Raw genomic sequence first — 25,484 nt, forward strand, 5'->3', positions numbered from 1 at the left:
ATGACACATTCTGTATGGTTGTCACATGATCGACAGTGCGTCCGAGACGGAGACCGCGATCCTCGACGCGGCGCTCGCCGAGGTGCTCTCGCACGGCATCCGCCGGACGACCGCTTCCGACATCGCCCGTCGCAGCGGGCTCTCGCGCCAGACCCTCTACCGGTACTGGCCCGACGCGCAGTCGATCTTCGCGGCGCTCGTGACGCGCGAGCTGCTGGCCGCGCTGCCCCGCGCCGTCGCCGAGCCCGCCGACCTCGACGCGATGGTCGAGCTTCTGGTGGAGACCGCGGACCGCATCCGACGGCTCCCGCTCGTCGATCGCCTGCGCGACACCGATCCTGAACTGTTCGCCCGCTACATCCTCGACCGGCTCGGAACAAGCCAGCGCGCGATCCACTCGGAGACCGCCCGTCGCGTCCTCGCGGGACAGGCCGAAGGCGTCGTGCGCGACGGCGATCCCACGCAGCTCGCCGCGATGGTCCTCCTCATCGCCCAATCCGCCGTGCAGTCCGCGCCGCTGGTCGCCGAGTGGCTCGATGACGCGGCCTGGCGTCGCGAGCTCACGCGCGCGCTGCACGGGTATCTGCGGCCGGAGTCGCCGTGAGTCCGCGGATCATCGGTCGCACGCCCCGTCCCTCGGCGCTCCATGCCGGCCGGCGCGCGCGGGAGCTTGACGCGCTCGCCGTCGACCCCGCGATCGACGTCCTCGTGATCGGCGGCGGGGCGACGGGTGCCGGGATCGCGCTGGATGCCGCGAGCCGCGGCCTGCGCACGGTGCTGGTCGAGCGACACGACCTGGCGCACGGCACGAGCCGGTGGAGCTCCAAGCTCATCCACGGCGGCCTGCGCTACCTGGCATCCGGCCAGGTGGGGATCGCCCACGAGAGCGCGGCCGAGCGACACCTGCTGATGACGCGGATCGCGCCGCACCTGACGCGTCCGCTCGCACAGGTGGTCCCGCTGTACGCGCCCGGTCACGTCGTGCGAGGCGGCTACCTCGGGCTCGGCTACGGCCTCGGCGACGGCCTCCGCCGGTTCGTCGGCACCCCGGACGCCGTGCTCCATGCTCCGGGTCCCATCGGCCGCGAAGAGACCCTGCGCCTCATCCCGGCCGTGAGCGCGGAGGGCCTGCGCGGCGGTATGCGCGGGTGGGACGGACAGCTCATCGACGACGCCCGCCTCGTCGTCGCGATCGCCCGCACGGCCGCCGGGTACGGGGCATCCGTCCTCACTCGCGTCGAGGCGGTGTCGGCGACGGGGGACGGCGCCGTGCTGCGCGACGCTCTGACGGGTGCCGAGATCACCGTGCGCGCGCGGGCCGTGGTGAGCGCGACGGGCGTGTGGGCCGGCGAACTGGACGCGGACGTGCGGCTCCGGCCGAGTCGTGGAACCCATCTCGTCGTGTCGGCGGAGCGGCTCGGCGGGTCGGACGCCTCGCTCACCGTGCCCGTGCCCGGCTCATCGAGCCGCTTCGTCTTCACGCTGCCGGCCCAGCACGGGCGCGCGTACATCGGCCTCACCGACGTGCCGGCCGACGGCGACCTGCCCGACGAGCCACAGGCGACGGACGCCGAGATCGACATGCTCCTCGCCACGGTCAACACGGTGCTGGCCCGACCGCTCCAGCGGTCCGACGTCATCGCCACCTTCGCCGGCCTGCGTCCGCTGCTGGCGGGGGCGGGGGAGGGAGGCGAGACGAGCGACCTGTCGCGGCGCCACGCCATCATCGAGGGAACGTCGGGAGTCATGAGCGTGGTCGGCGGCAAGCTGACGACGTATCGCCGGATGGCCGAGGACGCGGTCGACGCGGTCGCCGCCCGCCGGTTCGGCCCGGGCGTCGTGCCGGCATGCCGCACGCGCCGCCTCCCGCTCGTCGGGGCGTGGCCGCGGAAGGGGCTCGCGCACATCGACGCCCCCGCACGCCTGGTGCGCCGGTACGGCGCCGAAGCCCCGTTCGCGGCCGGCCTGCCCGGGGGGCCGGCTGCCGCCTGCGGCGTCACCGCGCAGGAGCTGCACTGGGGGGTCGCGGTGGAGGGCGCCCTGACGCTCGGCGACCTCCTCGACCGTCGCACGCGCCTCGGCCTGGTGGCGGCCGATCGCGAGGCGTCGACGGATGCCGCGGCCGCCGCGTTCGAGCGCGCCGGAGTGGCGCCGGTCTGAGGTCGGCGTGGTGGGCCGGCTTTCGGCCGGGCTCAGGCGCAGCGCCCGAGCTCAGGAGATCCGCCGAGGTCAGGACGTTTCGGCCGGAATCGTCCTGAAGGCGGCAGATTTCCTGACTCCGGCCGGTGGGGCCCACAGGGGCGCCCGGCGCGCGAGCGGCGGGCCGGTGGGGGCTGAGTTGGCAGGAATCCTCGGGACGACGGCCGATTCCCGCGAGCCTGACGACGGCCCGACGGCGAGACTGAAGCAATGACCTCGACCGCGCGTGCCGCGACCTCCCCTCGCGGCACGCTCGGCGTCGTGCAGGGCACCGCCCTGTACATCGCCTCGGTGCTCGGCACCGGACTCCTGGTGCTGCCCGGGCTCGCGGCGCAGGCAGCCGGTCCCGCCAGCATCGTCGCGGTGCTCGCGGTCATCGCGCTGTCCGTCCCTCTCGCGGGAACCTTCGCCGTGCTCGCCGCCCGCTACCCGGATCCGGGCGGTGTCGCCAGCTACGTCCGGCGCGCGCTCGGCGGCACAGCCGCGCGCATGACCGGCTACTGGTTCCTCTTCGGCGTGTGCGCCGGGGCGCCCGTGGTGGCCGTGCTCGGCGCCGAGTACGTCGTCGCCGCCGCGGGGATCGACCGCGCCATGGTCCCGGTCATCGCGCTCGCGATCCTCGTGCCGCCGTTCGCGGCCAACGCCTTCGGGGTGCGGGTCGCGGGCTGGGTGCAGTTCGTCCTCACCGCGCTGCTGCTCGCGGTCGTCGTCGGGGTCGTGGCGCTGGCGGCACCCGCGGTCGAGCCCCAGAACTTCCAGCCCTTCCTGCCCCACGGCTGGGCCGGAGTGGGCACCGCGATCAGCCTGTTCGTGTGGGCGTTCGCCGGCTGGGAGGTCGGCACCCACATCTCAGGCGAGTTCCGCGACCCGCGCCGGGCGATCCCCATCGGCACGGCCATCGCCCTGGTCGTGACCGGCGTCTGCTACCTCGTGCTGCAGATCGTCACGGTCGGCGCGCTGGGCGAGGACGCGGGCGACGGAGCCGTGCCGCTGCTCGCGCTCGCTCGACTGGGGTCGCCCGGCTTCGGCGCCGCCGCCGTCGGCACCATCGCCGGGATCGTCGCCCTCGGAGTCATGAACGCCTACCTCGCGGCCTTCGCGAAACTGGGGTCGTCGCTCGCGCTGAACGGCGATCTGCCGCGGTGGTTCTCGGCCGGTGCGGAGTCCGGCGCAGTGCCGCGTCGCGCCCTCGCGCTGACGGGTGTGGTCGTGCTCGTGTACTTCTCGCTCATGCTGTGGAGCGGACTCCAGCTCACGCCGTTCATCCTCGTCCACACGAGCAGCATGGTCGCCATCTACGCGGTCGGCATGGTGGCCGCGGTGCGGCTGCTGCGTCGAGGGACGGCCGGCTGGTGGATGGCTGTCGTCGCCTCGGTGCTGTGCATCGGGATGCTGGTGCTCGCGCTCGGCTCACTGCTGCCCGCAGCCGTGCTCGCGTTCGCGGCCGTCGCCGTGACGCTGGTGCGCCGCAGCCGCCGCGCGCGGACGGCGGCGGCTCTCGACGCGAGGATCCACGACCCCGGACGCACATCGACCCCGGATGCCGCGGCATCCAGGGTCGACGTGAAGGCAGCGCCCGACTAGAGCGTCAGCGCCTTCCTCATGATGTCGGCCTGCTCGGCGGCGTGCACCTTGGGCGATCCCGTCGCCGTCGATGCGGCGGCCGCACGCGAGACGCGACGGATGGTGCGCCCGTGCAGGTGCTTGCTCAGCTCGAGGGCGATGAACGGCCAGGCGCCCTGGTTCTCGGGCTCGTCCTGCACCCACACCAGCTCGGCCTCGGGATAGCCGTCGATGATGCCGTTCAGCTGCTCGATCGGCGCGGGATAGTACTGCTCGAGCCGGACCAGGGCGATCTCGTCGTTCGGGTTCTTCTCGAGCTCGGCCCGCAGGTCCCAGTGGATCTTGCCGGAGTGCAGCAGAACCCGCTTCACCGCCTGCTTGTCGAGCCCGCGGCCGTCGTCGAGCACGGGCTCGAAGCGGCCGGTGAGGAACTCGTCCACGGGGCTCGTGGCCCCGCGCAGGCGCAGCATGGCCTTGGGCGTGAACACCACGAGCGGACGGCGCGGACGGGCGTAGGCCTGGCGGCGCAGCAGGTGGAAGTACGACGCCGGCGTCGACGGGCGCGCGACGGTCATGTTGTCCTGCGCGCACATCTGGAGATAGCGCTCGATGCGGGCGGACGAGTGGTCGGGTCCCTGTCCTTCGTAGCCGTGGGGGAGGAGCAGAGCGACGCTCGACTGCTGGCCCCACTTCTGCTCGGCCGACGAGATGAACTCGTCGATGACGGATTGGGCGCCGTTGGCGAAGTCGCCGAACTGGGCCTCCCACAGGACGAGCGAGTCGGCCCGCTCCACCGAGTAGCCGTATTCGAAGGCCATGGCCGCGTACTCGCTGAGCAGCGAGTCGTAGACCCAGAAGCGCCCCTGGTCGCCCGAGAGGTTCGCGAGCGGGATCCACTCCTGGCCGTTCGCGCGATCGTGGAGGACCGAGTGGCGCTGGACGAACGTCCCGCGACGCGCGTCCTGGCCCGCGAGGCGGACGTTGGTCTTCTCGAGCAGCAGGGATCCGAACGCGAGCAGCTCGCCGAACGCCCAGTCGATCCCGCCGTTGCGGCTCATGTCGAGGCGCTTCTCGAGCAGCTGCTGGAGCTTCGTGTGCACGGTGAAGCCGCCGGGCTTGTTGACGAACGTGTCGCCGATGAGGTTCACGACCTCGCGCGACACCCCGGTGGTCTCGGGCTCTCCGACGGCCGGCTCGGGCTCGGCATCCGGCGAGACGATGCCCGACGCGCCCGTCTCGGCGGCGTGCGTCTCGGCGAAGGCGATCTCGAGGCGGTTCTGGAAGTCCTGCTTCGCCTTCTCGTACTCCTCCTCGGTGATGTCGCCGCGGCCGACCAGGGCCTCGGTGTACAGCCGGCGCACCGAGCGCTTCGCCTCGATGAGGTTCGTCATGAGCGGCTGCGTCATCGAGGGGTCATCGCCCTCGTTGTGACCGCGCCGGCGGTAGCAGACCAGGTCGATCACCACGTCGCGGTGGAACCGCTCGCGGTACGCGAAGGCGAGCTGCGCCACGCGCGTGACGGCCTCGGGGTCGTCGCCGTTCACGTGGAAGACGGGGGACTGGATCGTCTTGGCGACGTCGGTGGCGTATACGGAGCTGCGCGCGTCGATCGGCGTCGTGGTGAACCCGACCTGGTTGTTGACGACGACGTGCACCGTGCCGCCGGTGCGGTATCCGCGCAGCTGCGACATCTGCAGCGTCTCGAAGACGACGCCCTGGCCGGCGAAGGCGGCGTCACCGTGAACGAGGATCGGCAGCCAGGAGAAGGAGCCGATCGGCTTGCGGTCCTGCTTCGCGCGCACGATGCCCTCGAGCACGCCGTCGACGGTCTCGAGGTGCGACGGGTTCGCCGCGAGGTAGACCGGAAGCTGCTCGCCGCCGTCTGCCACGAACGTGCCCTCGGTGCCGAGGTGGTACTTCACATCGCCCGACCCGCTCTTCGAGCCGATGGCGACGGAGCCCTCGAACTCGCGGAACACCTGGCCGTAGGTCTTGCCGCCGATGTTGGTGAGGACGTTGAGGCGACCGCGGTGGGCCATGCCGATCGCGGCGCCGTCGAGGCCCGACTCGGCGGCACCCTGGAGGATCTCGTCGAGCAGCGGGATGAGCGACTCGCCGCCCTCGAGGCTGAAGCGCTTCTGGCCGACGTACTTGGTCTGCAGGAACGTCTCGAAGGCCTCGGCCTGGTTCAGCTTGTCGAGGATGCGCAGCTGCTCGGCATGGCCGGGCTTCTGGTACTTGAGCTCGACGTTCTCCTGGAACCACTTGCGCTGCTCGGGATCCTGGATGTGCATGTACTCGATGCCGATGGTGCGGCAGTACGAGTCGCGGAGGACGCCGAGGATGTCGCGCAGCTTCATGGTGCGCTTGCCCCCGAACCCACCCGTGACGAACTCGCGGTCGAGGTCCCAGAACGTCAGCCCGTGCTGCTCGATCTCGAGGTCGGGGTGCGTGCGCTGGCCGTACTCGAGCGGGTCGACGTCGGCCATGAGGTGGCCGCGGACCCGGAAGGAGTTGATGAGCTCCTGCACGCGCGCCTGCTTGTCCACGCGCTCGGCGAGGTCGACGTTGATGTCGGCGGCCCAGTGGATTGGGGCATAGGGAATGCGGAGCGCGGCGAAGATGTCCTCGTAGAAGTTGCGCTGCCCGATGAGCAGCTCGTGCACCTTCTTGAGGAACTCGCCCGAACCAGCGCCCTGGATGACGCGGTGGTCGTAGGTGCTGGTGAGGGTGATCGTCTTGCCGATCGCCAGCTCGTTGAGCGTCTTGTCGCTCGCGCCCTGGAACTCGGCCGGGTACTCGAGGGCGCCGGCGCCGACGATGCAGCCCTGGCCCTTCATCAGTCGCGGCACGGAGTGCACCGTGCCGATGCCGCCCGGATTGGTGAGCGAGATCGTCGTGCCCTGGAAGTCGGCGGCCGTGAGCTTGTTGGCCCGTGCCCGCACGACGAGATCCTCATACGTGGTGAGGAACTCGCCGAAGCTCAGCTGGTCGGCGCGCTTGATACTCGGGACGAGGAGCGCGCGCGTGCCGTCGGGACGGGGAAGGTCGATGGCGATGCCGAGGTTGACGTGCGCCGGCGCGACGACCGACGGCTTGCCGTCGATCTCGGCGTAGAACACGTTCTGGCTCGGGAACTCCTTGAGCGCCCGGATGATCGCCCACCCGATGAGGTGCGTGAAGCTCACCTTGCCGCCGCGCGTGCGGGCCATGTGGTTGTTGATCACGATGCGGTTGTCGATCATGAGCTTCGCCGGCACGGTGCGCACACTGGTCGCGGTCGGCACGGTGAGCGACTCGTCCATGTTCGCGGCGAGGGCCTTGGGCATGCCGCGCAGGGTCGTCACCTGGTCGTCGGCGCTCTCGGTGACGGCCGCCGGCTGCGCCTTGGGGGCCTGCGCGGGGATCGGCTGCGGCGCGGCGGGGCGCGCGGTTGTCCGTGCGACCGGCTGCGCGCCGATCACCGGGATCGGCGCGGTCACGGGCCGGGGCTCATTCCCCGCCGGAGCGGCGGGCGCCTCGGACGCCGGCTGCGACGGCGAGGCCGGAGCGGCCTTCTCGTCGACCGGGTGGTAGGCCTCGAGCACGGGCCACCACGCCTTGTCCACGGAGTTCCGGTCGATCTTGAACTGCTCGTACAGCTCGTCGACGAGCCACTCGTTCGCTCCGAACTCGCCTTCGTTCGAAACCCCGACGCCCGTCACCTGGCTCGACACGCTGGATCGCCTGCTTTCATCAGTGAAGATCTCAGAAGTGCGGAACCGCTGAGGGCCCTCCCGCACGACTGTTAAGCGTAACCCAGTCTGCCCCGCCGAAATCGGGTGAGCGCGTTCCCTCCCTGAAAGAACGCACATCATTATCCGTACAGGAACTGTCACTACCCTTGTGGCACATGGAGTTCTACGGCGACCGTCCCGATGTCGATCTGACGTATTCGGATGTCTTCCTCGTCCCGAGGCGCTCGTCGATCACGAGCCGCCTCGACGTCGACCTGTCCCCGGGTGACGGCACGGCGGCGACGATCCCGCTGGTCTCGGCCAACATGAACTCGGTGACGGGTGCCCGTCTGGCGGCGACGCTGGCCCGCCGCGGCGGTCTCGGGGTCCTGCCGCAGGACCTGCCGCTGCAGGAGCTCGACGCCGCGATCCGCTGGGTCAAGGCTCAGCCCGTGCCGTGGGACACCCCGCTCGTCCTTCCGCCCGACGCGACGGTCGCCGACGCCTCGCGGCTGCTTCCGGCGACCGACGGCCACGGCATCGTGGTGGCCGACGCCTCGGCGGGCCACGTCGACGTCGACGACATCCTCGGCGTCGTGCCGGCGAACCGCCTGGGCACCGCTCTGCCCGATGCCCGCCTCGGCGACCTGGCACGCGGGCGAGTGGCATCCGTCGATGCGGTCGACATCGAGAGTGCGCGCCACGCCTTCGACGTCATCGTGGCCGCCGGCGCCGAGACCGTGTGCGTCGTCGACCACGGGCACCTCGTCGGCACGCTCTCGCGCCGCAGCGCGCTGCGGTCCACCCTGTACCGCCCGGCCGTCGACGCGTCCGGCCGGCTCATCGTCGCGGCGGCGCTCGGCATCAACGGCGACGTCGCCGCGAAGGCGCAGGCGCTTGCCGCCGCCGGGGTCGACGTGCTCGTCGTCGACACCGCGCACGGCCACCAGGAGGGGATGCTGCGCGCGCTGCGCTCCGTCGCCGACCTCGGTCTCGGCATCCCGATCGCCGCCGGCAACATCGTGACCGCCGAGGGTGTGCACGACCTCGTGACCGCCGGCGCCGACATCCTCAAGGTGGGCGTGGGGCCCGGTGCCATGTGCACGACGCGCATGATGACCGCCGTCGGGCGGCCCCAATTCTCCGCGGTGCTCGAGACGGCCGAGGCCGCCCGGGTGATGGGGGCGCACGTGTGGGCCGACGGCGGCGTCCGGTACCCCCGCGATGTGGCGCTCGCGCTGGCGGCGGGCGCGGCATCCGTCATGGTCGGCTCGTGGTTCGCGGGCACGATCGAGGCGCCCGGCGAGCTCCAGATCGACGCATCGGGTCGGCCGTACAAGGAGTCGTGGGGCATGGCATCGACCAAAGCCGTGCACGACCGGTTCGGCCGCCTCGACCCGTATGAGCTGGCCCGCAAGGAGCTGTTCGCGGAGGGCATCTCGTCGTCCAAGATCTACCTCGACCCGCTCCGGCCGGGGCTCGAGGACCTGCTCGACATGATCACGTCGGGGGTGCGCTCGTCGTTCACCTACGCCGGCGCCTCGACGGTCGCCGAGTTCCACGAGCGGGCGCTCGTCGGTCTGCAGTCCGCGGCCGGGTACGACGAGGGCAAGGCGCTCCCCGTCAGCTGGTGACCGTCAGCGTGGCGGTGCGACGTCGCGCGCGGCATCCCACTCGCTGCGAAGCACGCCCATCACGACGGAGTCGTAGCGCTCGCCGCGGACCTCGCGCGCTTGGCGGAACCGCGCCTCCTCGGTGAACCCGAGTCGCCGTCCGACGGCGAGCATGCGGGAGTTGCCCGACCACGTCGAGAAGTCCAGGCGCACGACGTCGGTCGAGGCGAACAGGTGGTCGGTCCACAGGCGCATCGCCTCGGTGCCGAGGCCGCGGCCCCGCAGGGCGGGCTCGTAGACCGTGAGGCCCATGCGGCGCCAGTCCGACTCCTCCGACTCCCAGTGCCACGACACCGTGCCGAGCATGCGCTCCGGTGCCGCCGCCTCGACGATCACCGCCCGCCGCGCCGGAGACTCCGTCGCGATGGTGCCGTCCGCGAGCCCTGTGCGCAGGCGCGCGCACGCGGCGTCGATCTCCTCCGGCGTGGGGGTGCCGAAGTACGGTCCGTCCCACAGGTGCCACTCCTGATGCGGCTGGAGCCACTCCCGGTAGACGTCGATGTCGGATGCCGCGAAGCGGCGGAGCGCGATCCCGCGGCTCGTTCCGATGAGCGTGTGCTGCACCCCGGCATCCTGTCACGATCACCGTTGCCGGGGCATCCGCTCGCCCTGCCGCCGTCAGCGCCTGCCGTAGACTTGTCGGCACGATGGACGACCCTCCTAGTTGCAGACGCTCGCCCCACCGACCCGCCTCCCGCATGATCGGAGGTGACGCGTGATGGATTACGTCATGCTGGGCGTGGGGCTCCTGCTCACGGTCGGGACCGGCCTGTTCGTCGCGAGCGAGTTCGCGCTGGTCAATCTGGACCGCGCCGACCTCGAGGCCCGACGGGACGCGGGTGAGACCCGGCTGTCGATGACGATCGGCGCACTGAGGATCACCTCGACCCATCTGTCGAGCGCGCAGCTCGGGATCACCCTGACGACGCTCCTCACGGGTTACACGATGGAGCCGGCGATCTCCAACCTGCTGCGTCCGGTCTTCACGGCCTGGGGGCTTCCCGCCGGACTGGTGAGCCCGCTCGCTGTGGTCATCGCCGTCTCGGTCGCGACGATCTTCTCGATGATCATCGGCGAGCTCGTCCCGAAGAACTTCGCCCTCGCGATCCCGCGCCAGACGGCCAAGCTCGTGATGCCCTTCCAGGTCGCGTTCACGACGGTGTTCCGACCGGCCGTGTACGTGCTCAACGGCAGTGCCAACGGCGTCCTGCGCGCCGTGGGCATCGAGCCGAAGGAGGAGCTCTCCGGCGCCCGGACGGCCGAGGAGCTCTCAAGCCTCGTCCGTCGGTCGGCGCTCGCGGGCGTGCTCGAGGAGGACACCGCGTCGCTCCTCGACCGCAGCCTCACGTTCGCCCGGCTGAGCGCCGCCGACGTCATGACGCCGCGCCCGAGCATCCACGCGATCGCGGCGGACGACTCCGCCGAGGACGTCATCCAGCTCGCCCGCCGCACGGGCCATAGCCGCTTCCCGGTGTACGACGAGTCGATGGACGACATCACCGGCATCGTGCACCTCAAGGCCGCCGTCGGCGTGCCGCGCGACCGCCGCACCGACGTGCCCGCTGCCGCGCTCGCCACCGAGCCGCTGCGGATCCCCGAGGCCGTCCACCTCGACGCGCTCGTGTCTGAGCTGCGGGCCCGCGGCTACCAGATGGCCGTCGTGGTCGACGAGTACGGCGGCACCGCCGGCGTCGTCACCCTCGAGGACCTGGTGGAGGAGATCGTGGGCGAGGTGCTCGACGAGCACGACCGCCGCCGCGCCGGGATCGTGCGCGCCGAGGGATCGGTCATCTTCCCCGGGGAGCTCCGGCCCGACGAGGTGCTCGATCGCACCGGCATCCGCATTCCCGAAGGGGACGTGTACGACACCGTCGGCGGCTTCATCATGAGCATCCTCGAGCGCATCCCGGTCGTGGGTGACAGCCTCGAGCTGGAGGACGGAACGATCGAGGTCCAGCGCATGGACGGGCGCCGCGTCGATCGCGTGCGCTTCACCCCCACGCCGATGCCCCATGACGACGCCGCGACCGAGGGGGGTGATCGTCGATGAGCGATTGGGCCGGAATCGCCTGGCTGTTCGTGCTCCTCGTGTTCAACGCCTTCTTCGTCGGCGCGGAGTTCGCCGTGATCTCGGCGCGCCGCTCGCAGATCGAGCCGCTGGCCGAGAAGGGATCGCGCTCCGCCAAGACGGCGCTGTACGCCATGGAGCACGCGACGCTCATGCTCGCGACGAGCCAGCTCGGCATCACGATCTGCTCGCTGCTGATCCTGAACGTCTCCGAGCCCGCGATCCACCACCTGCTGGCGGAGCCGCTCGCGCTGACGGGCTGGTCGGAGGGCGCCGTCGACGCCTTCGCATTCGTCATCGCGCTGCTCCTCGTCTCGTACCTCCACGTCGTGTTCGGCGAGATGGTTCCGAAGAACCTCGCGTTCTCGGTGCCCGACCGCGCCGTGCTCATGCTCGCCACCCCGCTGGTGTGGGTGTCCAAGGTCTTCCACCCGGTGATCGTGACCCTCAACTGGATCGCGAACCACGTCGTACGGCTGTTCCGCGTCGAGCCGAAGGACGAGGCCGCGTCGACCTTCACGCTCGAGGAGGTCGCGACGATCGTCAACCAGTCGCGCATCGAGGGTGTCCTCGACGACCTGGCAGGCACGGTGGCCGCCGCGGTCGAGTTCACCGACAAGAAGGCCGCCGACATCGCCGTGCCGCTCGCCGATCTGGTGACGCTGCCGGCGACGACGACGCCCGACGAGATCGAGCGGGCGGTCGCCAAGCACGGGTTCTCCCGCTATGTGATCGTCGACGAGGCAGGCTCGCCGCTGGGCTACGTGCACCTCAAGGACATCCTGCAGGCGGCGGAGGGACCGGATGCCGCGACCAGCGTCGCGCGCGCCATCCCCTCTAAGCGCATCCACCACATGGTGCCCGTGCTCGAGACGACCGACCTCGAGGACGCCCTCGCCGTGATGCGGCGGGCCGGTCGTCACCTGGCCCAGGTGCGCGATGCCGAGGGGACGACCACGGCCGTGCTCTTCCTCGAAGACATCATCGAGGAGCTCATCGGCGAGGTGCAGGACGCGACGCGACGCGGCCTTCGCTGACCCGGGCCCGATTGGTCGCGGCTCCCCTTGGTGGAGGTTTTCGGGGCGCGTCGTGTCGTTCGGGGCGCGTTCTACCGGGCCCCGAACGGCCTAGCGCGCCCCGAACCCCGTTCGAGCGGGCCGGAGGACGAGGTCAGAGGCGGGCGCGGACGTACTGCCGGGGCCAGTAGGAGATGTCGGCGCCGAGCTCCGCGGCCGCGCGCAGCCCGAAGTGGGGGTCGCGCAGCCACTCGCGGCCGGACATGACCGCGTCGGCGTCGCCCTCGGCCACGACGCGCTCCGCGAGGGCGGAGTCGTCGATCATGCCGACCGCGCTGACGGGCACGCCGGCGACGCGACGCACATGCGCGGCGAACTCGACCTGGTACCCCGGCCCGGTGGTGATGCGCTGGTGGGCGACGAGGCCCCCGCTGGAGATGTCGAAGAGGTCGACCCCTCGCTCGGCCGCCCAGCCCGCGACGACCGCCGTCTGGTCGGCGTCCCAGCCACCGTCGGCCCAGTCGGTGGCGGAGAACCGCACCAGCAGCGGGACGCTGGGGGCGGCATCCGTCACGGCGTCCACCACCCGCAGCAGCAGCCTCGCGCGGTTCTCGAGAGTGCCGCCGTACTCGTCCTCCCGCAGGTTGGACAGCGGCGAGAGGAATTGGTGCAGGAGGTAGCCGTGCGCCGCATGCACCTCGAGCAGCTCGAATCCCGCGTCCACCGCGCGGCGTGCGGCGGCCGCGAAGTCGGCCACGACGCGGTCGATGCCGTGCAGGTCGAGCGTGTCCGGCGGCGCGAACCCCTCGAACGCGACCGCCGAGGGCGCGACGGTCTGCCAGCCGCCGTCGGCGACGTCCACCGATCCGCGACGGCCGGAGAACGGCGACCACGTCGAGGCCTTGCGTCCGGCGTGGGCGAGCTGCACGCCGGCGACCGCTCCGCGTGCCCGGATGGCGGCCACGATCGGCCGCCAGGCGTCCCGCTGCTCGTCGGTCCACAGGCCGGTGTCCTCGGGCGAGATGCGACCCTCCGGCGACACGGCCGTCGCCTCGGCGATCACGAGCCCCGCGCCCCCCGAGGCGAACTGCGCCAGGTGAGTGTGGTGCCAGTCCTGCGGCACGCCGTCGACGGCGCTGTACTGGCACATCGGCGAGACCCACAGGCGGTTCCGCAAGGTGAGGTCGCGGAGCGTCAGGGGAGTGAAGAGGGTGCTCATCGGGGGAGTCTCCGCGGGTAGGGTGTCGCCATGACCCGGTCATGGACGGTGGAGGACACGGGGCGCGCCCTCCGGAGGCCAACGACGGCCGATGACAAGTATTCCCGGGGAGTCCTGGGCGTGCGCACCGGCTCCGACGCGTATCCGGGTGCAGCCGTGCTCGGTGTCGAGGCCGCGTGGCGCACCGGCCTGGGGATGGTCCGGTACGTCGGCGCCGAACGCCCGACCGCGCTCGTGCTCGCCCGGCGACCGGAGACGGTGGCCGGGGACGGTCGGGTGCAGGCCTGGCTCATCGGATCCGGAACGGATGCCCCGACCCGCGGTGCTGCCGAGACCGGGGCGCTCCGCGGCATCCTGCACGACACCGACCCCGTGATCGTCGACGCCGGCGCGCTGGACCTCGCGCAGGACGGCACCGCCCCGCGCATCCTCACGCCGCACGCGCGCGAGCACGCCCGGCTGCGGGCCGGCCTCGGTCTCGCCCCTGCATCGGGCGATTCGGTGGCCGCCGCGCAAGGAACGGCCGATGCCACCGGCGCCGTGCTCCTGCTCAAGGGCGCGACGACCGTGGTCGCCGCGCCCGGCAGCGCCGCGATCGAGGTGTCGGCCGGCACGCCCTGGCTCGCGACCGCCGGCACCGGCGACGTCCTGGCCGGGGTGATCGGGGCGCTCGTGGCGTCGGCGGTGGCGCACGGGCAGGCGGCGGATGCCGCGTCCCTCGCCTCCCTCGCCGCATCCGGCGCGTGGCTGCACGGGCACGCCGGGCGCCTGGCGTCGGCCGAGCGCGGCGGGGGGCCCATCACGGCCCTCGACGTCGCCGAGGCGCTGCCCCGCGCGGTCGCCGAAGCCCTCGACGCCGTCTGACGTGGGCCGGCCGAGGCATCCGACGCCCGTCCGCCGCACGGACGGGATCCGGCGTCCCCGCGAAATAGGATGAGGGCGTGTCGAGGCGTGCGGGGCTCTGGGTCGCGTTCGTGCTCGTCCATCTCCTCGTCGCCGTGTCGGGCTTCCTGCTCCCGAACATGCCGATGGGCGATGTCTACCTCGTCTACGAGCCGTGGGCCCTCGACGCCGTCGAGGCCGGCGCGATCATGGGCGTCACCGAGCCCTTCGTGTACCCGCAGCTCGCCCTCGTGCCGATGGTGCTGGCGCTCGGGCTCGAGTGGATCGCCGGCTACGAGGTCGCCTGGGCGCTGCTCGTGACCGCGGCGAACGCCCTCGCGTTCGCGCTGCTCGTCGGGCGAGGGCGCTCCGCCGGACGTGCCGTCGCCGCCGCCTTCTGGCTCGCGTACCTCGTCCTGCTCGGACCGATCGGCATCTACCGCATCGACGGGGTGACGGTCTCACTCGCCGTGGCCGGCAGTCTGTGGCTCATCGGCCGGCCCCTTCTCGCCTCGATCCTCCTGGCCGTCGGCATGTGGATCAAGGTGTGGCCCGCCGCCCTTCTCGCCGCCGCCGTCATCGCGGTGCGCCGCCGGCTCGTCGTCGTCGCCGGTGCGCTGGTCGTCACCGCGCTCACGCTCGTGACGGTCGCCTCCGCGGGCGGCCTGACCTACGCGTTCGGGTTCGTTGCCGGGCAGACGGGACGAGGGCTGCAGCTCGAGGCGCCGGTGACGGCGTGGTACCTGTGGCAGGCCGTGGCGGGGGTCGAGGGCGCGTTCGTCTACTACGACTCCGACATCCTCACGTTCCAGGTGACCGGCGCGAACGTCGATGCCGTGATCGCGGCCATGACGCCGCTGCTCGCGGTGGCGGTGTTCGCCGTCGCGGTTCTCGGTGCGATCCAGGCCGCTCGCGGCGCGACCTTCGCCGCCCTGTTCCCGCCGCTCGCCCTCGCGCTCGTGCTCGCGTTCATCGTGTTCAACAAGGTGGGATCGCCGCAGTTCCTCACGTGGATCATCACGCCCGTCGTCCTCGGGCTCGTGATCGATCGACGCCGTTGGCGCTGGCCCGCCCTGGCCGCGCTCGTTGCGGCGCTGCTCACGCAGCTCGTCTACCCGCTGCTCTACGACCGCCTGATCCTCGCCGACGGCTTCGCAGCGGGCGTGCTGACGCTCCGCAACATGCTGCTGGTCGTGCTGCTGGTGTGGGCGGTCGTCCGCCTCGTCCGCGTGCCCCGCCGGCTGCGGCATCCGGAACCCGCCGTCACCTGATCCGCACCACCCCAACGAACCGGAGGTTCCCCATGCTCGTCGCCTTCTCCGTCGCTCCCAGCGGCACCGGCAATGCCGACGGCTCCGTCCACGACGCCGTCGCCGCCGCGGTGCGCGTCGTCCGTGGCAGCGGACTGCCGCACCGCACCACGTCGATGTTCACCGAGATCGAGGGGGAGTGGGACGAGGTGTTCGATGTGGTGCGCCGCGCCACCGAGGCGGTGCAACCCTACGGATCACGCGTCTCGCTCGTGCTCAAGGCCGACATCCGCCCCGGCTTCACGGGCGAGCTGGACGGCAAGATCGAGCGTCTCGAAGCCGCGATGGACGAGCAGGCTGCCGCGTCCGACCTCTCCTGAGATCTCGGCGCCCGACGACCTTCGAATCGATTCGACAGGATGCCGCGGCCCGGGCTAGCATGACCGGGTGACCTCCTCGACTCTGACGAGGGGTGCGGCGATGTGGGCGCTCCTCTCCCTCGCCGTCGGCAGCTTCGGCATCGGCATGACCGAGTTCGTCGTCATGGGCCTGCTGCCGAACATCGCCGCCGACCTGCTTCCGTCCGCGTGGGCGGCCAGCTCCGAAGACGCGATCGCCCAGACCGGCTGGCTCATCACGCTCTACGCCCTCGGCGTGGTGATCGGCGCGCCGACCATCGCCGGCGCCGTCGCGAAGTACCCGCGGCACCGCGTGATGATCGGCCTGGCGCTCGCGCTCACGGTCTTCAACGCCTTGACGTTCCTCGCGCCCACGTTCGAGTGGGTCGCGATCTCGCGGCTGCTCGCGGGCCTCCCGCACGGCGCCTACTTCGGCATCGGGGCCCTGGTCGCCGCCGAGGTGCTCGGGCCGGGCCAGCGGGCGAAGGGCGTGTCGTTCGTCCTCACCGGCCTCACCGTCGCGAACGTCGTGGGCGTGCCGCTCGGCACCTACCTCGGTCAGCAGGTCGGCTGGCGCGCCGCATTCATGGTCGTCGCCGGCATCTTCGCCGCGGCCACGATCCTCATCGCCTTCTTCGTCCCCGAGCATCCGGGAGACCCGGAGCGGACGCTGCGCGCCGAGCTCAAGGTCTTCCGCATCGGGCAGGTCTGGCTGGCGCTCGGCGTCGGCGCCATCGGATTCGGCGGATTCTTCGCCGTCTACAGCTACCTGGCCCCGATGGTCACCGAGGTCGCCGGATCGCCCGAGTGGGTGGTCCCGATCATCCTCGTGCTGATGGGCCTCGGCATGACGATCGGCAACCTCGTCGGCGGACACCTGGCCGACGTCGATCTCAAGCGCACCCTGGTCGGCGGACTGATCGGGCTCGCGGTCGTGCTCGCGCTGCTGGCGCTCACGTCGCACTGGATCTGGGCGCTCGGGCTCTTCGTGTTCCTGACGGGCTTCGCGTCGTCGGTGCTCAGCCCGACGATCCAGACCCGGCTCATGGACGTCGCGCAGGACAACCAGTCGATCGCGGCGGCGCTCAACCACTCGGCGCTCAACATCGGCAACAGCCTCGGCGCCCTCCTCGGCGGAGTGGTCATCGCCATGGGACTCGGCTTCGTTGCGCCGGCCTGGGTCGGTGTGGCCCTCGCCCTCGGCGGGCTCGGGATCGCCCTCGCGAGCCTCGCAGCCGAGCGAGCGCGCGGTCTCGTCCTGTCGAACTGACCGGTCCTCGGGTTCCTCGCCGGGTCGGTCACGCCGTGGCCGGCGGCTCGCTCCCGCCTAGAGTGAGGGGGTGTCCGAGCCGACGTCACCGCCCGATCGCGCACTGCGCGCCCTCGCCGACGCCATGACCGACTCGCGACCTCGGCGCCCCGAGGATGCCGCGGACCCGGGCATCCCGGTCGCCGCGACCGTCGTCCTGCTGCGCGACGGTTCCGGCGGTCCTGAGGTGCTGCTGCTCGAGCGCCCCGATCGCGGCTCCTTCGCCGGGGCGTGGGTCTTTCCCGGCGGCAAGGTCGAGCCCGCGGACCGGCTCCGGGACGACGAGCCCGAGGAGGATGTCGCGCGCCGGGCAGGGGTGCGCGAGACGCACGAGGAGGCCGGGCTCGTGCTGAACGCCGCGTCGCTCGTCACGGTGTCGTGCTGGGACCCGCCGCCGGGCGTTCCCCTGCGCATCCGCACGTGGTTCTTCGCCGGGGCGTCGCCGACCGGTGCCCTCGCGCTCGCGGCGGACGAGGCCGTCGCCGCGGAGTGGGTGCGGCCCGCCGACATGCTGGCGCGCCACGGGCGGGGCGAGGCAACGCTCTACCCGCCCACGTGGGTTACGCTCCACGGCCTCAGCGCCCACGCCGACGTCGAGTCGATCCTCGGGGCCGCCCGGCTCGGCGGCGTGCGACGCTTCGAGACGGTCGCCCGCCGCGGGGCCGGGGGCCCGCTGCTGCTGTGGGACGGCGATGCCGCCTACGATCCGGATGCCGCCGCCGACGCCGACGAGGCGCGACACCGGCTCGAGATCGGCGCGCTGCCCTGGCGGTACACCCGCACCGAGTGAGTCAGCTCTCGAGCAGGCGGCGGATGTGGCCGCCGACGGCACTCGTCTCGATCAGGAAGCCGTCGTGGCCGAAGTCGCTGGCGAGCACGACGGACCGCTCGCCGTCCAGGGTGTGACGGATGCCGCGTGCGATCCGGTGCTGTCCGTCGATCGGGAAGAGCCGGTCGCTGTCGATGCCGAGCACGAGCGCGGTGGCGGTGACCCGCGCGAGCGCATCGTCGACCCCGCCGCGATCACGGCCGACGTCGTGCGAGTTCATCGCTTCGACGAGCGTGAGGTAGCTGTTCGCGTCGAAGCGCCGCGTGAACTTGTTGCCGTGGAAGTCGAGGTACGACTCGACGGCGAAGCGCCCGCCGTGCGCGAGCGGGCTGACGCCGGACTGCCACGACCGCTGGAAGCGCTGGTTGAGCTCGGTGGGGGAGCGGTAGTTCAGCAGCGCCATCCGCCGGGCGAGCGCGAGCCCGCGCGACGGCCCGTCGCCGTCGGCCGCGTCGTAGTACTGCCCGCCCTGGAAGCGGGGGTCCATGCGGATCGCCTCGAGCTGGACGGAGTTGAGGGCGATCTGGTCGGCGGTGTTGACCGGAGGTGCCGACAGGATGCCGACGCGCTCCACGCGCTCCGGCAGGCCCACTGCCCACTCGAGCGCGTGCATCCCACCCATCGAGCCGCCGAGCACACCGGCCCAGACGTCGATGCCCAGGGCGTCGGCGAGGCGCACCTGAGCTGCGGTCTGGTCGCGGATCGTCAGGTAGGGGAAGCGCGTCGCCCACTCGTATCCGTCGGGGGCGATACTCGCGGGGCCGGTCGATCCCTGGCACCCGCCCAGCATGTTCGGAGCCACCACGAACCAGCGATCGGTGTCGATGGGCGCGCCCGGGCCGACGATGTCGTCCCACCAGCCGCTGGTCGGATGCCCCGGCCCGGCCGGCCCGCGCAGGTGGCTGTCGCCGGTGAGCGCGTGGAGCACCAGCACGGCGTTGTCGCGCGCGGCGTTGAGGGTGCCCCAGGTCTCGTAGGCGAGGCGGTACGCGGGCAGCTCCGCCCCGCCCTCGGTGCGGAACGCTCCGAATGCCGCGAAGTGGCGGTCCCCGACCGGGTCGCCGTCCCGCCACGCGCCGGTGGCCGGCGGACGCCCGAGCAGCAGCCGTGCGTCGGCCTCCGTCACCGGTGCCGAGGGCACGGTGTCTTCGGAGGTCTGCCAGTCCATTCGCCCATTCTCGCGCGCTCACCCCGCGCGGGGCCGACTGTTACGCGGATCGCCCGCCTGGCGGCCCCGTCCGGCGGCGCCGTCTCCCTGTGCACCGGGTTCAGGAAACACGCCGCAGGCCTGGGTGGATCGGGCGCCGCTGGTCGGCGCGTCTCCTGAATGTGGAACGCGCCGCGCCGGACGCAGTCCAGGGCGCGGCCGGCCTCACTCCGCGAACGGCGCCGTCTCGTACACCGCGCCGTGCTGCCCGGCGAGGGCGATGGCCCGCTCGTTCCAGGTCTGCACGAACCGGTGGTCGGTCGCGGTTCCCGCCGGCACCTGCGCGTCGATCTCGGGGAGCGTCCCCATCGTCTCGTTCGAGAGCCACACCACGCGCCGGCCGATCTCCGCCTCGAGGCCCGCCATCAGCTCGGCGAACCGGCGCCGCTGCCCGGCATCGAGGTACAGCAGTACGGCACTGTGGAAGACGACCAGTGTCGCCTCGGCGGGCGCGAGGGCGGCGACATCCGTCACGCGCTCCAGCAGGTCGCCCCGCACGATCTCGGGCGGATCCGCGGCGGCGATCGCGGCGGCCGCCCTCAGTCGCGCGACACGCGCGTCGTGGTCGGGCCCGGGCCACACGAGGTTCGCGAGCCAGTCGATCGCACCGTCGTCGGCGGCGTCGATCGGCTCGAGGTCGATGCCGCGCCGCCACACCACGTCGGGCCAGCGGGCGGGAACGGAGGTCTCCGAGTCCACGGTGCAGGCGAGCAGGACGTCGCTCGGCCCCGCGGGCGGATGGACCCGGCGCACCCCCGCCGGTGTCCGGTAGTCGACGCTGTACCGGTCCGGGAAGAGGCACAGGCCGGCGGCGGCGCCGACTTCGAGCAGCGCGATCGGCCCCTCGATGCGCGAGAGCGGGGGCAGCCATGTGGCGCACCGGTTCGCCTCGTTGGTCTGGACAGACCACGTCGCGCCGGTGGAGACGACGCCGGCCCAGTGCTCGATGAGCCACGCTCGGATGTCGATGTAGGGAAGCAGCGGGCAGCCTTCCCACCGCATCGACGCGAAGACGAGGTTCGGCTGCTGCTTCGCGCGCGGCAGATCCGCCAGGCGCTCGACCACGTCCGTGTCGCCGGCAATTCCCAAGGCCCAGTCCTCATAGAGCGGCGAGGTGCCGTGCGCCCACCGGCGCCCGAAGTCGTCGTAGATCGCCGCGATGCGTGCGGCGTCGTCCTGTGCGGCCACGGGCTCACCCTATGCGGCGAGGGTGCCGGATGTCGCCGGGCCGGTCTAGCATCCGTGGCATGGATGACGTCGTCGACTACCTGCTCGCCGGAGACCCCGCGATCCGCTGGCAGGTCATGAGAGATCTGACGGATGCCCCGGCCGACGCCGTCGCCGCCGAAAGGGCGCGCGTCGCCACCGAGGGCTGGGGTGCCCGGCTCCTCGCCGAGCAGGGCGAAGACGGGCGCTGGGACGGGGGTACGTACCGTCCCGGGTGGGCCGACGAGAGCCGGCCGTTCTTCGACGCATGGACGGCCACCCACTTCTCGCTGCAGTCGCTCGTGGAATACGGTATCGACCCCGAGTCACCGGAGGCCCGCCAGGCGATCGCGCTCGTGCGCGACAACGCCCGCTGGGATTACAACGGCGAACTCTACTTCCAGGGCGAGGTCGAGCCGTGCATCAACGGCATCGCGCTCGTCGCGGGCGCATACTTCGGTCAGGACGCGGCCCCCATCGCCGACACGCTGCTCGCGACGCAGCACGCCGACGGCGGCTGGAACTGCTGGGAAGAAGATCCAGCAACCCCGGGCTCGTTCCACTCCACGATCTGCGCGCTCGAAGGGCTGTGGGCGTGGGAGCAGGCGACAGGCGGCTCCGACGATGTGCGCGCCGCTCGCCTCCGCGGGGAGGAGTACCTGCTCGAGCGACGGCTGTTCCGGCGGGCTTCGACGGGAGAGATCCCCGATCTCCGCCTCACCATGACGTCGTGGCCGACGCGGTGGTTCTACGACGTGCTGCGGGGGCTCGAGTACTTCCGCCAGGCCCGTCCCGAGCGTGACGACCGCTGCGCGGAGGCGGTCGAGCTGCTGCGGGGCAAGCGGCTGGAGAACGGACTGTTCCCCTTCGAGAACGACCACGCGGGCCCGGTGCTGTTCGAGATGGAGGCCGAGCACGAGGGGTTCCCCAGTCGCTGGGTCACCCTGCGTGCCCTGCGCGTGCTGCGGTGGTGGGACGCGGCCTGACGCCGGGGCGCGGCGGCCAGACGACGGATGCCCCGACCCGCGAGGGTCGAGGCATCCGGTGATCGCGGGGCGTAATTACGCGCGGGCGGCTTCCGACACGCGACGCGCGGCCGCGAGCGCCTGCTCGAGGTCGGCCGTGAGGTCGTCGATGTTCTCGAGACCCACCGACAGGCGCACGAGGCCCGGAGTGACACCGGTCGTGAGCTGCTGCTCCGGCGTCAGCTGGGAGTGCGTGGTCGACGCGGGGTGGATGACGAGCGAGCGCACGTCGCCGATGTTGGCGAGGTGGCTGAAGAGCGAGAGCGAGTTGACGAACGCGCGACCAGCCTCCACGCCGCCCTTGAGCTCGAACGACAGGACGGCGCCGACGCCCTTGGGGGCGTAGTTGTTCGCGGCGGCGTACCAGGGCGACGTGGGCAGGCCCGAGTAGTTCACCGAGGCGACGTCGTCGTGGTTCTCGAGCCACTCGGCGATCTCCTGCGCGTTCTGCACGTGGCGCTCGATGCGCAGCGACAGCGTCTCGATGCCCTGGATGAGCAGCCAGGCGCTGTGAGGCGAGATGGCGGCGCCGAGGTCGCGCAGCAGCTGGACGCGCGCCTTGATGATGTACGCGAGTGCGTCGCCCACGGCGGCGGTGTAGCTGGCGCCGTGGTAGCTCGGGTCGGGAACGGTCAGCCCGGGGAACTTGTCGACGTTCTCCGACCACTTGAACGTGCCGCCGTCGACGATGACGCCGCCGATGGTGGTGCCGTGGCCGCCGAGGAACTTCGTCGCCGAGTGGATGACGATGTCGGCGCCGAACTGGAACGGCTTGATGAGGTACGGGGTCGCGATCGTGTTGTCGACGATGAGGGGGATGCCCGCCTCGTGCGCGACGTCGGCGACCGTGCGGATGTCGAGGACGTTGATCTTGGGGTTGCCGATGGTCTCGGCGAAGAACAGCTTCGTCTCGGGGCGGACCGCGGCGCGCCACTCCTCGGGGTCGTCCTGGTTCTCGACGAACGTCGTCTCGATGCCGAGCTTTGCGAGGGTGTACTTGAAGAGGTTGTAGGTGCCGCCGTAGATCGAGCTCGACGCGACGATGTGGTCGCCGGCCTCGGCGATGTTGAGGACGGCGAAGGTCGATGCGGCCTGGCCGCTCGCGACCAGCAGTGCGCCGGTGCCGCCTTCGAGCGCGGCGAGACGCTCTTCGACGACCGCCTGCGTGGGGTTCTGGATGCGCGTGTAGATGTTGCCGAACTCGGCGAGCGCGAACAGGTTGGCCGCGTGGTCCGCGTTGTCGAACACGTAGGACGTGGTCTGGTAGATCGGGGTCGCGCGAGCCTTGGTCACCGGATCCGGCTGAGCGCCGGAGTGGATCTGCTTGGTCTCGAAGCGCCAGTTCTCGGGTGCGGACATGCGTAGCTCCTGCGGGTTCGGGTGGGCGAGGGCGAACTCCCCCGACCGGATCGACAGTACGGATGCCCGCCGCCGACGACAAAGAGCGGGAAATGTGACGTAACCTCCGCGCGCGACCGAGTCGTGACCGATGGGTACCGTGGAGGCATGACAACCAGACGTGCGGTGGTGACCGGGGCGAGCTCGGGGATCGGTGAGGCGACGGCGCGCGCCCTGCGTGCGCGGGGGTGGGACGTCGTGGCGGTCGCCCGGCGTGCCGACCGGCTCGCGCGGCTCGAGGGCGAGACCGGCGCGGTGGCGTTCGCGGCAGACCTGACGTCCGACGCCGACGTCGAGGCGCTCGCCGAGTTCCTCGCGGGCTCCGGTCCGGTGCACTCCCTCGTCCACATCGCAGGCGGTGCCCGCGGGGCCGACCGGGTCGAGGACGGCCGTGTCGAGGACTGGCGGTGGATGTTCGACGTCAACGTGCTGTCGGCGCAGCGCCTCGTCTCGGCCCTGCTGCCGCTGCTGCGCGCGGGCGCGCGCGAGGGCGGCCACGCCGACACTCTTTTCGTGACCTCGACCGCCGCGCAGACGGCCTACGCCGGGGGAGCGGGCTACAACGCGGCCAAGGCGGGAGAGGCGATGCTCGCCCACGCGCTGCGCCTCGAGCTGAACGGCGAGCCCATCCGGGTCATCGAGGTGGCCCCCGGCATGGTCCACACCGAGGAGTTCACCGCCAACCGCCTCGGCGGTGACGCGGTGGCGGCCGAGCGCGTGTACGAGGGCGTCGAGGCGCCGCTCACCGCCGAGGATGTCGCCGACGTGATCGGCTATGCGCTCGAGGCCCCCGGCCACGTCAACCTCGACCTCATCACGATGCGCCCGGTCGCGCAGTCCGCGCAGCACCTTCTTGCGCGCGGCCCGCTGCGCGCTCGCGTGGACGAGGGCGATCGCCCGTGACCGTCTCGGAGGGCACGGTCGTCAGCTACGCGGCCGGCGCGACGACGTCGACGGGGCGCGTGGTCCACGTCGCCGACGCCGGTGAGGGCCGTGCGGCGGTGGTGCTCGACACCACGGCGTTCCACCCGGTCGACACCGCGTGGCCCGACCAGCCCGCCGACCGCGGCGTCCTGCGCGCGGGTGGCCACGAGTTCTCGATCCTCGATGCCGTCGTCGGCGCGTCCCCCGGCCCCGACGGCCCGCTGCTCTTCGGCCGCGACGTGCCCGTGCGCACCGGCACCGAGGGCTGGACGTTCGTCGTGGCGCATGTCATCGGCATCGGCGCTCTGTCGGCCGCCGGGATCAGCGAAGGCGACCCGGTCGAGGTCGAGGTCGACTCTGCGTTCCGGGCGAGCCTCTCGGCAGGGCACACGGCGTGCCACCTCGCGTCGCTGGCCCTCGACGCGGCGCTGACGGACGCCTGGCGCAAGGAGACGCTCGTCGACGCGCTCGGCGCCCCTGCCTTCGACGCCCTCGCGATCCAGGAGTCGCGGATCCTGCCCGACGGATCGCGCGACGTCTATCGCATCGGCAAGTCGCTGCGGCGCAAGGGGTTCGACCCCGCGGCGCTCGACGACCTCGACGCTCTCGCCGCCCGCGTCGACGCGCAGCTGGCGAGCTGGATCGCCGCCGGCGGGGCGGTGCGCATCGACTCGGAAGGGCCGGCGCTCGCCGACCGGCGCACGTGGGTGTGCGAACTCCCCGGCGCCGAGGTGCGCATCCCGTGCGGCGGGACGCACGTGACCTCGCTCTCCGAGCTCACCGGTGTGCGCGTCGCCTTCGAGTCGACCCAGGTCGAGGGCGGGCTCGAGCTCGTGATGACCACCACGGCCGAGCGCGGGGCGCGTGGATGAGCCGCCGATCGATCCGATCCGGGACGGCGTCATGGCACTGACGCTGCCGGAGCTCGCCGAGGCGGGCCTGGTCGATCCGGACTGGGCCGGGGCGCTCGAACCGGTCGCCCCCGACCTCGCGGCGCTGGGCGAGCGCCTGCGCGCGGAGGTGGCCGAGGGTCGGCCCTACCTGCCGGCGGGGGACCGCGTGCTCCGGGCCTTCCAGCGGCCGCTCGGCGAGGTCAAGGTGCTGATCGTCGGGCAGGACCCGTACCCCACCCCGGGGCATCCGATCGGGCTGTCCTTCGCGGTCGATCGCCATGTCCGGCCGCTGCCCCGCAGCCTGTCGAACATCTATCAGGAGCTCGAGGCCGATCTCGGCATTCCCCGCGCCGTGCACGGCGACCTCTCCGCGTGGAGCGACCAGGGCGTCATGCTCCTCAACCGCGTGCTCACGGTCGCACCGGGGCAGGCCGCGTCGCACCGCGGGTGGGGCTGGGAGAAGGTCACCGAGCACGCCATCCGCACGCTCGTGGAGCGGGACGGTCCGCTCGTGGCGATCCTGTGGGGACGGGATGCCGCGAACCTGCGTCCGCTCCTCGGAGCGACCCCGATCATCGAGTCGGCCCACCCTTCGCCGCTGTCGGCGCATCGCGGCTTCTTCGGCTCGCGGCCCTTCTCCCGCGCCAACGAGCTGCTCGCCCAGCAGGGGGCCGAAGGCGTGAACTGGGCACTTCCGGGCTGAGCGTAG

The 25,484-nt window shown here is 71.9% G+C and carries 21 protein-coding genes; 15 read left to right on the top strand and 6 right to left on the bottom strand.

What is annotated here, in order from left to right:
• Positions 1–25: 25 nt before the first annotated feature.
• The 3 genes from SOM19_RS06130 (at position 26) to SOM19_RS06140 (ending at position 3,783) form a co-directional block, all read left to right on the top strand.
• A complete protein-coding gene (locus SOM19_RS06130) occupies positions 26–604 on the top strand; it encodes a TetR/AcrR family transcriptional regulator (protein ID WP_320485663.1) in 579 nt (192 codons plus the stop codon).
• A complete protein-coding gene (locus tag SOM19_RS06135) occupies positions 601–2,160 on the top strand; it encodes a glycerol-3-phosphate dehydrogenase/oxidase (RefSeq protein WP_320485664.1) in 1,560 nt (519 codons plus the stop codon). The genes SOM19_RS06130 and SOM19_RS06135 overlap by 4 nt, the downstream gene beginning before the upstream one ends.
• 249 nt (positions 2,161–2,409) lie before the next feature.
• Positions 2,410–3,783 (top strand): APC family permease, encoded by a 1,374-nt coding sequence (locus SOM19_RS06140; protein ID WP_320485665.1) that lies wholly within the window; start codon positions 2,410–2,412, stop codon positions 3,781–3,783.
• Here the strand turns inward: SOM19_RS06140 and SOM19_RS06145 are convergent.
• The gene (locus SOM19_RS06145) at positions 3,780–7,478 is read right to left on the bottom strand and encodes a multifunctional oxoglutarate decarboxylase/oxoglutarate dehydrogenase thiamine pyrophosphate-binding subunit/dihydrolipoyllysine-residue succinyltransferase subunit (protein ID WP_320485666.1); all 3,699 of its coding nucleotides are present in this window, start codon (positions 7,476–7,478) and stop codon (positions 3,780–3,782) included. The genes SOM19_RS06140 and SOM19_RS06145 overlap by 4 nt on opposite strands.
• A 176-nt stretch (positions 7,479–7,654) precedes the next feature.
• Here SOM19_RS06145 and guaB1 point away from each other — a divergent pair, with 176 nt between their 5' ends.
• Positions 7,655–9,112: a GMP reductase gene (guaB1, locus tag SOM19_RS06150; protein ID WP_320485667.1), complete on the top strand. Its 1,458-nt coding sequence runs from the start codon at positions 7,655–7,657 to the stop codon at positions 9,110–9,112.
• A gap of 3 nt (positions 9,113–9,115) precedes the next feature.
• On the opposite strand, the gene SOM19_RS06155 is transcribed toward guaB1, so the two are convergent.
• Positions 9,116–9,715, bottom strand: coding sequence for a GNAT family N-acetyltransferase (locus SOM19_RS06155; RefSeq protein WP_320485668.1), 600 nt, complete (start codon positions 9,713–9,715; stop codon positions 9,116–9,118).
• 154 nt (positions 9,716–9,869) lie between these two features.
• Here SOM19_RS06155 and SOM19_RS06160 point away from each other — a divergent pair, with 154 nt between their 5' ends.
• Both SOM19_RS06160 and SOM19_RS06165 read left to right on the top strand, forming a co-directional pair.
• A complete protein-coding gene (locus tag SOM19_RS06160) occupies positions 9,870–11,201 on the top strand; it encodes a hemolysin family protein (protein WP_320485669.1) in 1,332 nt (443 codons plus the stop codon).
• On the top strand, positions 11,198–12,256 hold the full coding sequence (locus SOM19_RS06165) for a hemolysin family protein (protein WP_320485670.1): 1,059 nt from the start codon (positions 11,198–11,200) through the stop codon (positions 12,254–12,256). The genes SOM19_RS06160 and SOM19_RS06165 overlap by 4 nt, the downstream gene beginning before the upstream one ends.
• Positions 12,257–12,389: 133 nt before the next feature.
• Here the strand turns inward: SOM19_RS06165 and SOM19_RS06170 are convergent, their stop codons facing one another.
• Positions 12,390–13,454 carry an NADH:flavin oxidoreductase/NADH oxidase gene (locus SOM19_RS06170; protein ID WP_320485671.1) on the bottom strand — a complete coding sequence of 355 codons (1,065 nt, stop codon included), beginning with the start codon at positions 13,452–13,454 and terminating at the stop codon, positions 12,390–12,392.
• A gap of 30 nt (positions 13,455–13,484) precedes the next feature.
• On the opposite strand from SOM19_RS06170, the gene SOM19_RS06175 reads away from it, so the two are divergent.
• From SOM19_RS06175 to SOM19_RS06195, 5 genes are all read left to right on the top strand, one after another.
• Complete coding sequence (locus SOM19_RS06175) at positions 13,485–14,318, top strand: ADP-dependent NAD(P)H-hydrate dehydratase (RefSeq protein ID WP_320485672.1); 834 nt, start codon at positions 13,485–13,487, stop codon at positions 14,316–14,318.
• 77 nt (positions 14,319–14,395) lie between these two features.
• Positions 14,396–15,607 carry a hypothetical protein gene (locus SOM19_RS06180; protein ID WP_320485673.1) on the top strand — a complete coding sequence of 404 codons (1,212 nt, stop codon included), beginning with the start codon at positions 14,396–14,398 and terminating at the stop codon, positions 15,605–15,607.
• A 32-nt stretch (positions 15,608–15,639) separates the two neighbouring features.
• The gene (locus SOM19_RS06185; protein WP_320485674.1) at positions 15,640–15,966 is read left to right on the top strand and encodes a thiamine-binding protein; all 327 of its coding nucleotides are present in this window, start codon (positions 15,640–15,642) and stop codon (positions 15,964–15,966) included.
• A gap of 100 nt (positions 15,967–16,066) precedes the next feature.
• On the top strand, positions 16,067–17,254 hold the full coding sequence (locus SOM19_RS06190) for an MFS transporter (protein WP_320486673.1): 1,188 nt from the start codon (positions 16,067–16,069) through the stop codon (positions 17,252–17,254).
• Between the two features lie 70 nt (positions 17,255–17,324).
• Entirely contained in the window at positions 17,325–18,083 is a 759-nt protein-coding gene (locus tag SOM19_RS06195; protein ID WP_320485675.1) for an NUDIX domain-containing protein, read from the top strand.
• 1 nt (position 18,084) lies between these two features.
• On the opposite strand, the gene metX is transcribed toward SOM19_RS06195, so the two are convergent.
• Both metX and SOM19_RS06205 read right to left on the bottom strand, forming a co-directional pair.
• Entirely contained in the window at positions 18,085–19,290 is a 1,206-nt protein-coding gene (gene metX, locus SOM19_RS06200; RefSeq protein ID WP_320485676.1) for a homoserine O-acetyltransferase MetX, read from the bottom strand.
• A 204-nt stretch (positions 19,291–19,494) separates the two neighbouring features.
• Complete coding sequence (locus tag SOM19_RS06205) at positions 19,495–20,517, bottom strand: DUF2332 domain-containing protein (protein ID WP_320485677.1); 1,023 nt, start codon at positions 20,515–20,517, stop codon at positions 19,495–19,497.
• 59 nt (positions 20,518–20,576) lie between these two features.
• On the opposite strand from SOM19_RS06205, the gene SOM19_RS06210 reads away from it, so the two are divergent.
• Positions 20,577–21,521 (top strand): hypothetical protein, encoded by a 945-nt coding sequence (locus SOM19_RS06210; RefSeq protein ID WP_320485678.1) that lies wholly within the window; start codon positions 20,577–20,579, stop codon positions 21,519–21,521.
• 75 nt (positions 21,522–21,596) lie between these two features.
• On the opposite strand, the gene SOM19_RS06215 is transcribed toward SOM19_RS06210, so the two are convergent.
• Positions 21,597–22,919 carry a bifunctional o-acetylhomoserine/o-acetylserine sulfhydrylase gene (locus tag SOM19_RS06215; RefSeq protein WP_320485679.1) on the bottom strand — a complete coding sequence of 441 codons (1,323 nt, stop codon included), beginning with the start codon at positions 22,917–22,919 and terminating at the stop codon, positions 21,597–21,599.
• Positions 22,920–23,066: 147 nt separating this feature from the next.
• Between SOM19_RS06215 and SOM19_RS06220 the strand changes: the two genes are divergently transcribed.
• The 3 genes from SOM19_RS06220 to SOM19_RS06230 are packed head-to-tail and all read left to right on the top strand — an operon-like array spanning position 23,067 to position 25,478.
• Positions 23,067–23,861, top strand: coding sequence for an SDR family oxidoreductase (locus SOM19_RS06220; protein WP_320485680.1), 795 nt, complete (start codon positions 23,067–23,069; stop codon positions 23,859–23,861).
• Positions 23,858–24,754, top strand: a complete 897-nt coding sequence (locus SOM19_RS06225; protein WP_320485681.1) for an alanyl-tRNA editing protein — start codon at positions 23,858–23,860, stop codon at positions 24,752–24,754. The genes SOM19_RS06220 and SOM19_RS06225 overlap by 4 nt, the downstream gene beginning before the upstream one ends.
• A 31-nt stretch (positions 24,755–24,785) precedes the next feature.
• Positions 24,786–25,478: a uracil-DNA glycosylase gene (locus SOM19_RS06230; protein WP_320486674.1), complete on the top strand. Its 693-nt coding sequence runs from the start codon at positions 24,786–24,788 to the stop codon at positions 25,476–25,478.
• Positions 25,479–25,484 lie beyond the last annotated feature (6 nt).

Origin of the sequence: Microbacterium sp. CFBP9034, assembly GCF_034045255.1 — a bacterium.
Lineage (GTDB): Bacteria > Actinomycetota > Actinomycetes > Actinomycetales > Microbacteriaceae > Microbacterium.

Coding starts and splice junctions, on each gene's coding strand:
- SOM19_RS06130 (WP_320485663.1), top strand. CDS start 26: ATGATCGACAGTGCGTCCGAGACGGAGACCGCGATCCTCGACGCGGCG.
- SOM19_RS06140 (WP_320485665.1), top strand. CDS start 2,410: ATGACCTCGACCGCGCGTGCCGCGACCTCCCCTCGCGGCACGCTCGGC.
- guaB1 (WP_320485667.1), top strand. CDS start 7,655: ATGGAGTTCTACGGCGACCGTCCCGATGTCGATCTGACGTATTCGGAT.
- SOM19_RS06160 (WP_320485669.1), top strand. CDS start 9,870: ATGGATTACGTCATGCTGGGCGTGGGGCTCCTGCTCACGGTCGGGACC.
- SOM19_RS06165 (WP_320485670.1), top strand. CDS start 11,198: ATGAGCGATTGGGCCGGAATCGCCTGGCTGTTCGTGCTCCTCGTGTTC.
- SOM19_RS06170 (WP_320485671.1), bottom strand. CDS start 13,454: ATGAGCACCCTCTTCACTCCCCTGACGCTCCGCGACCTCACCTTGCGG.
- SOM19_RS06175 (WP_320485672.1), top strand. CDS start 13,485: ATGACCCGGTCATGGACGGTGGAGGACACGGGGCGCGCCCTCCGGAGG.
- SOM19_RS06185 (WP_320485674.1), top strand. CDS start 15,640: ATGCTCGTCGCCTTCTCCGTCGCTCCCAGCGGCACCGGCAATGCCGAC.
- SOM19_RS06190 (WP_320486673.1), top strand. CDS start 16,067: ATGTGGGCGCTCCTCTCCCTCGCCGTCGGCAGCTTCGGCATCGGCATG.
- metX (WP_320485676.1), bottom strand. CDS start 19,290: ATGGACTGGCAGACCTCCGAAGACACCGTGCCCTCGGCACCGGTGACG.
- SOM19_RS06210 (WP_320485678.1), top strand. CDS start 20,577: ATGGATGACGTCGTCGACTACCTGCTCGCCGGAGACCCCGCGATCCGC.
- SOM19_RS06215 (WP_320485679.1), bottom strand. CDS start 22,919: ATGTCCGCACCCGAGAACTGGCGCTTCGAGACCAAGCAGATCCACTCC.
- SOM19_RS06220 (WP_320485680.1), top strand. CDS start 23,067: ATGACAACCAGACGTGCGGTGGTGACCGGGGCGAGCTCGGGGATCGGT.
- SOM19_RS06230 (WP_320486674.1), top strand. CDS start 24,786: ATGGCACTGACGCTGCCGGAGCTCGCCGAGGCGGGCCTGGTCGATCCG.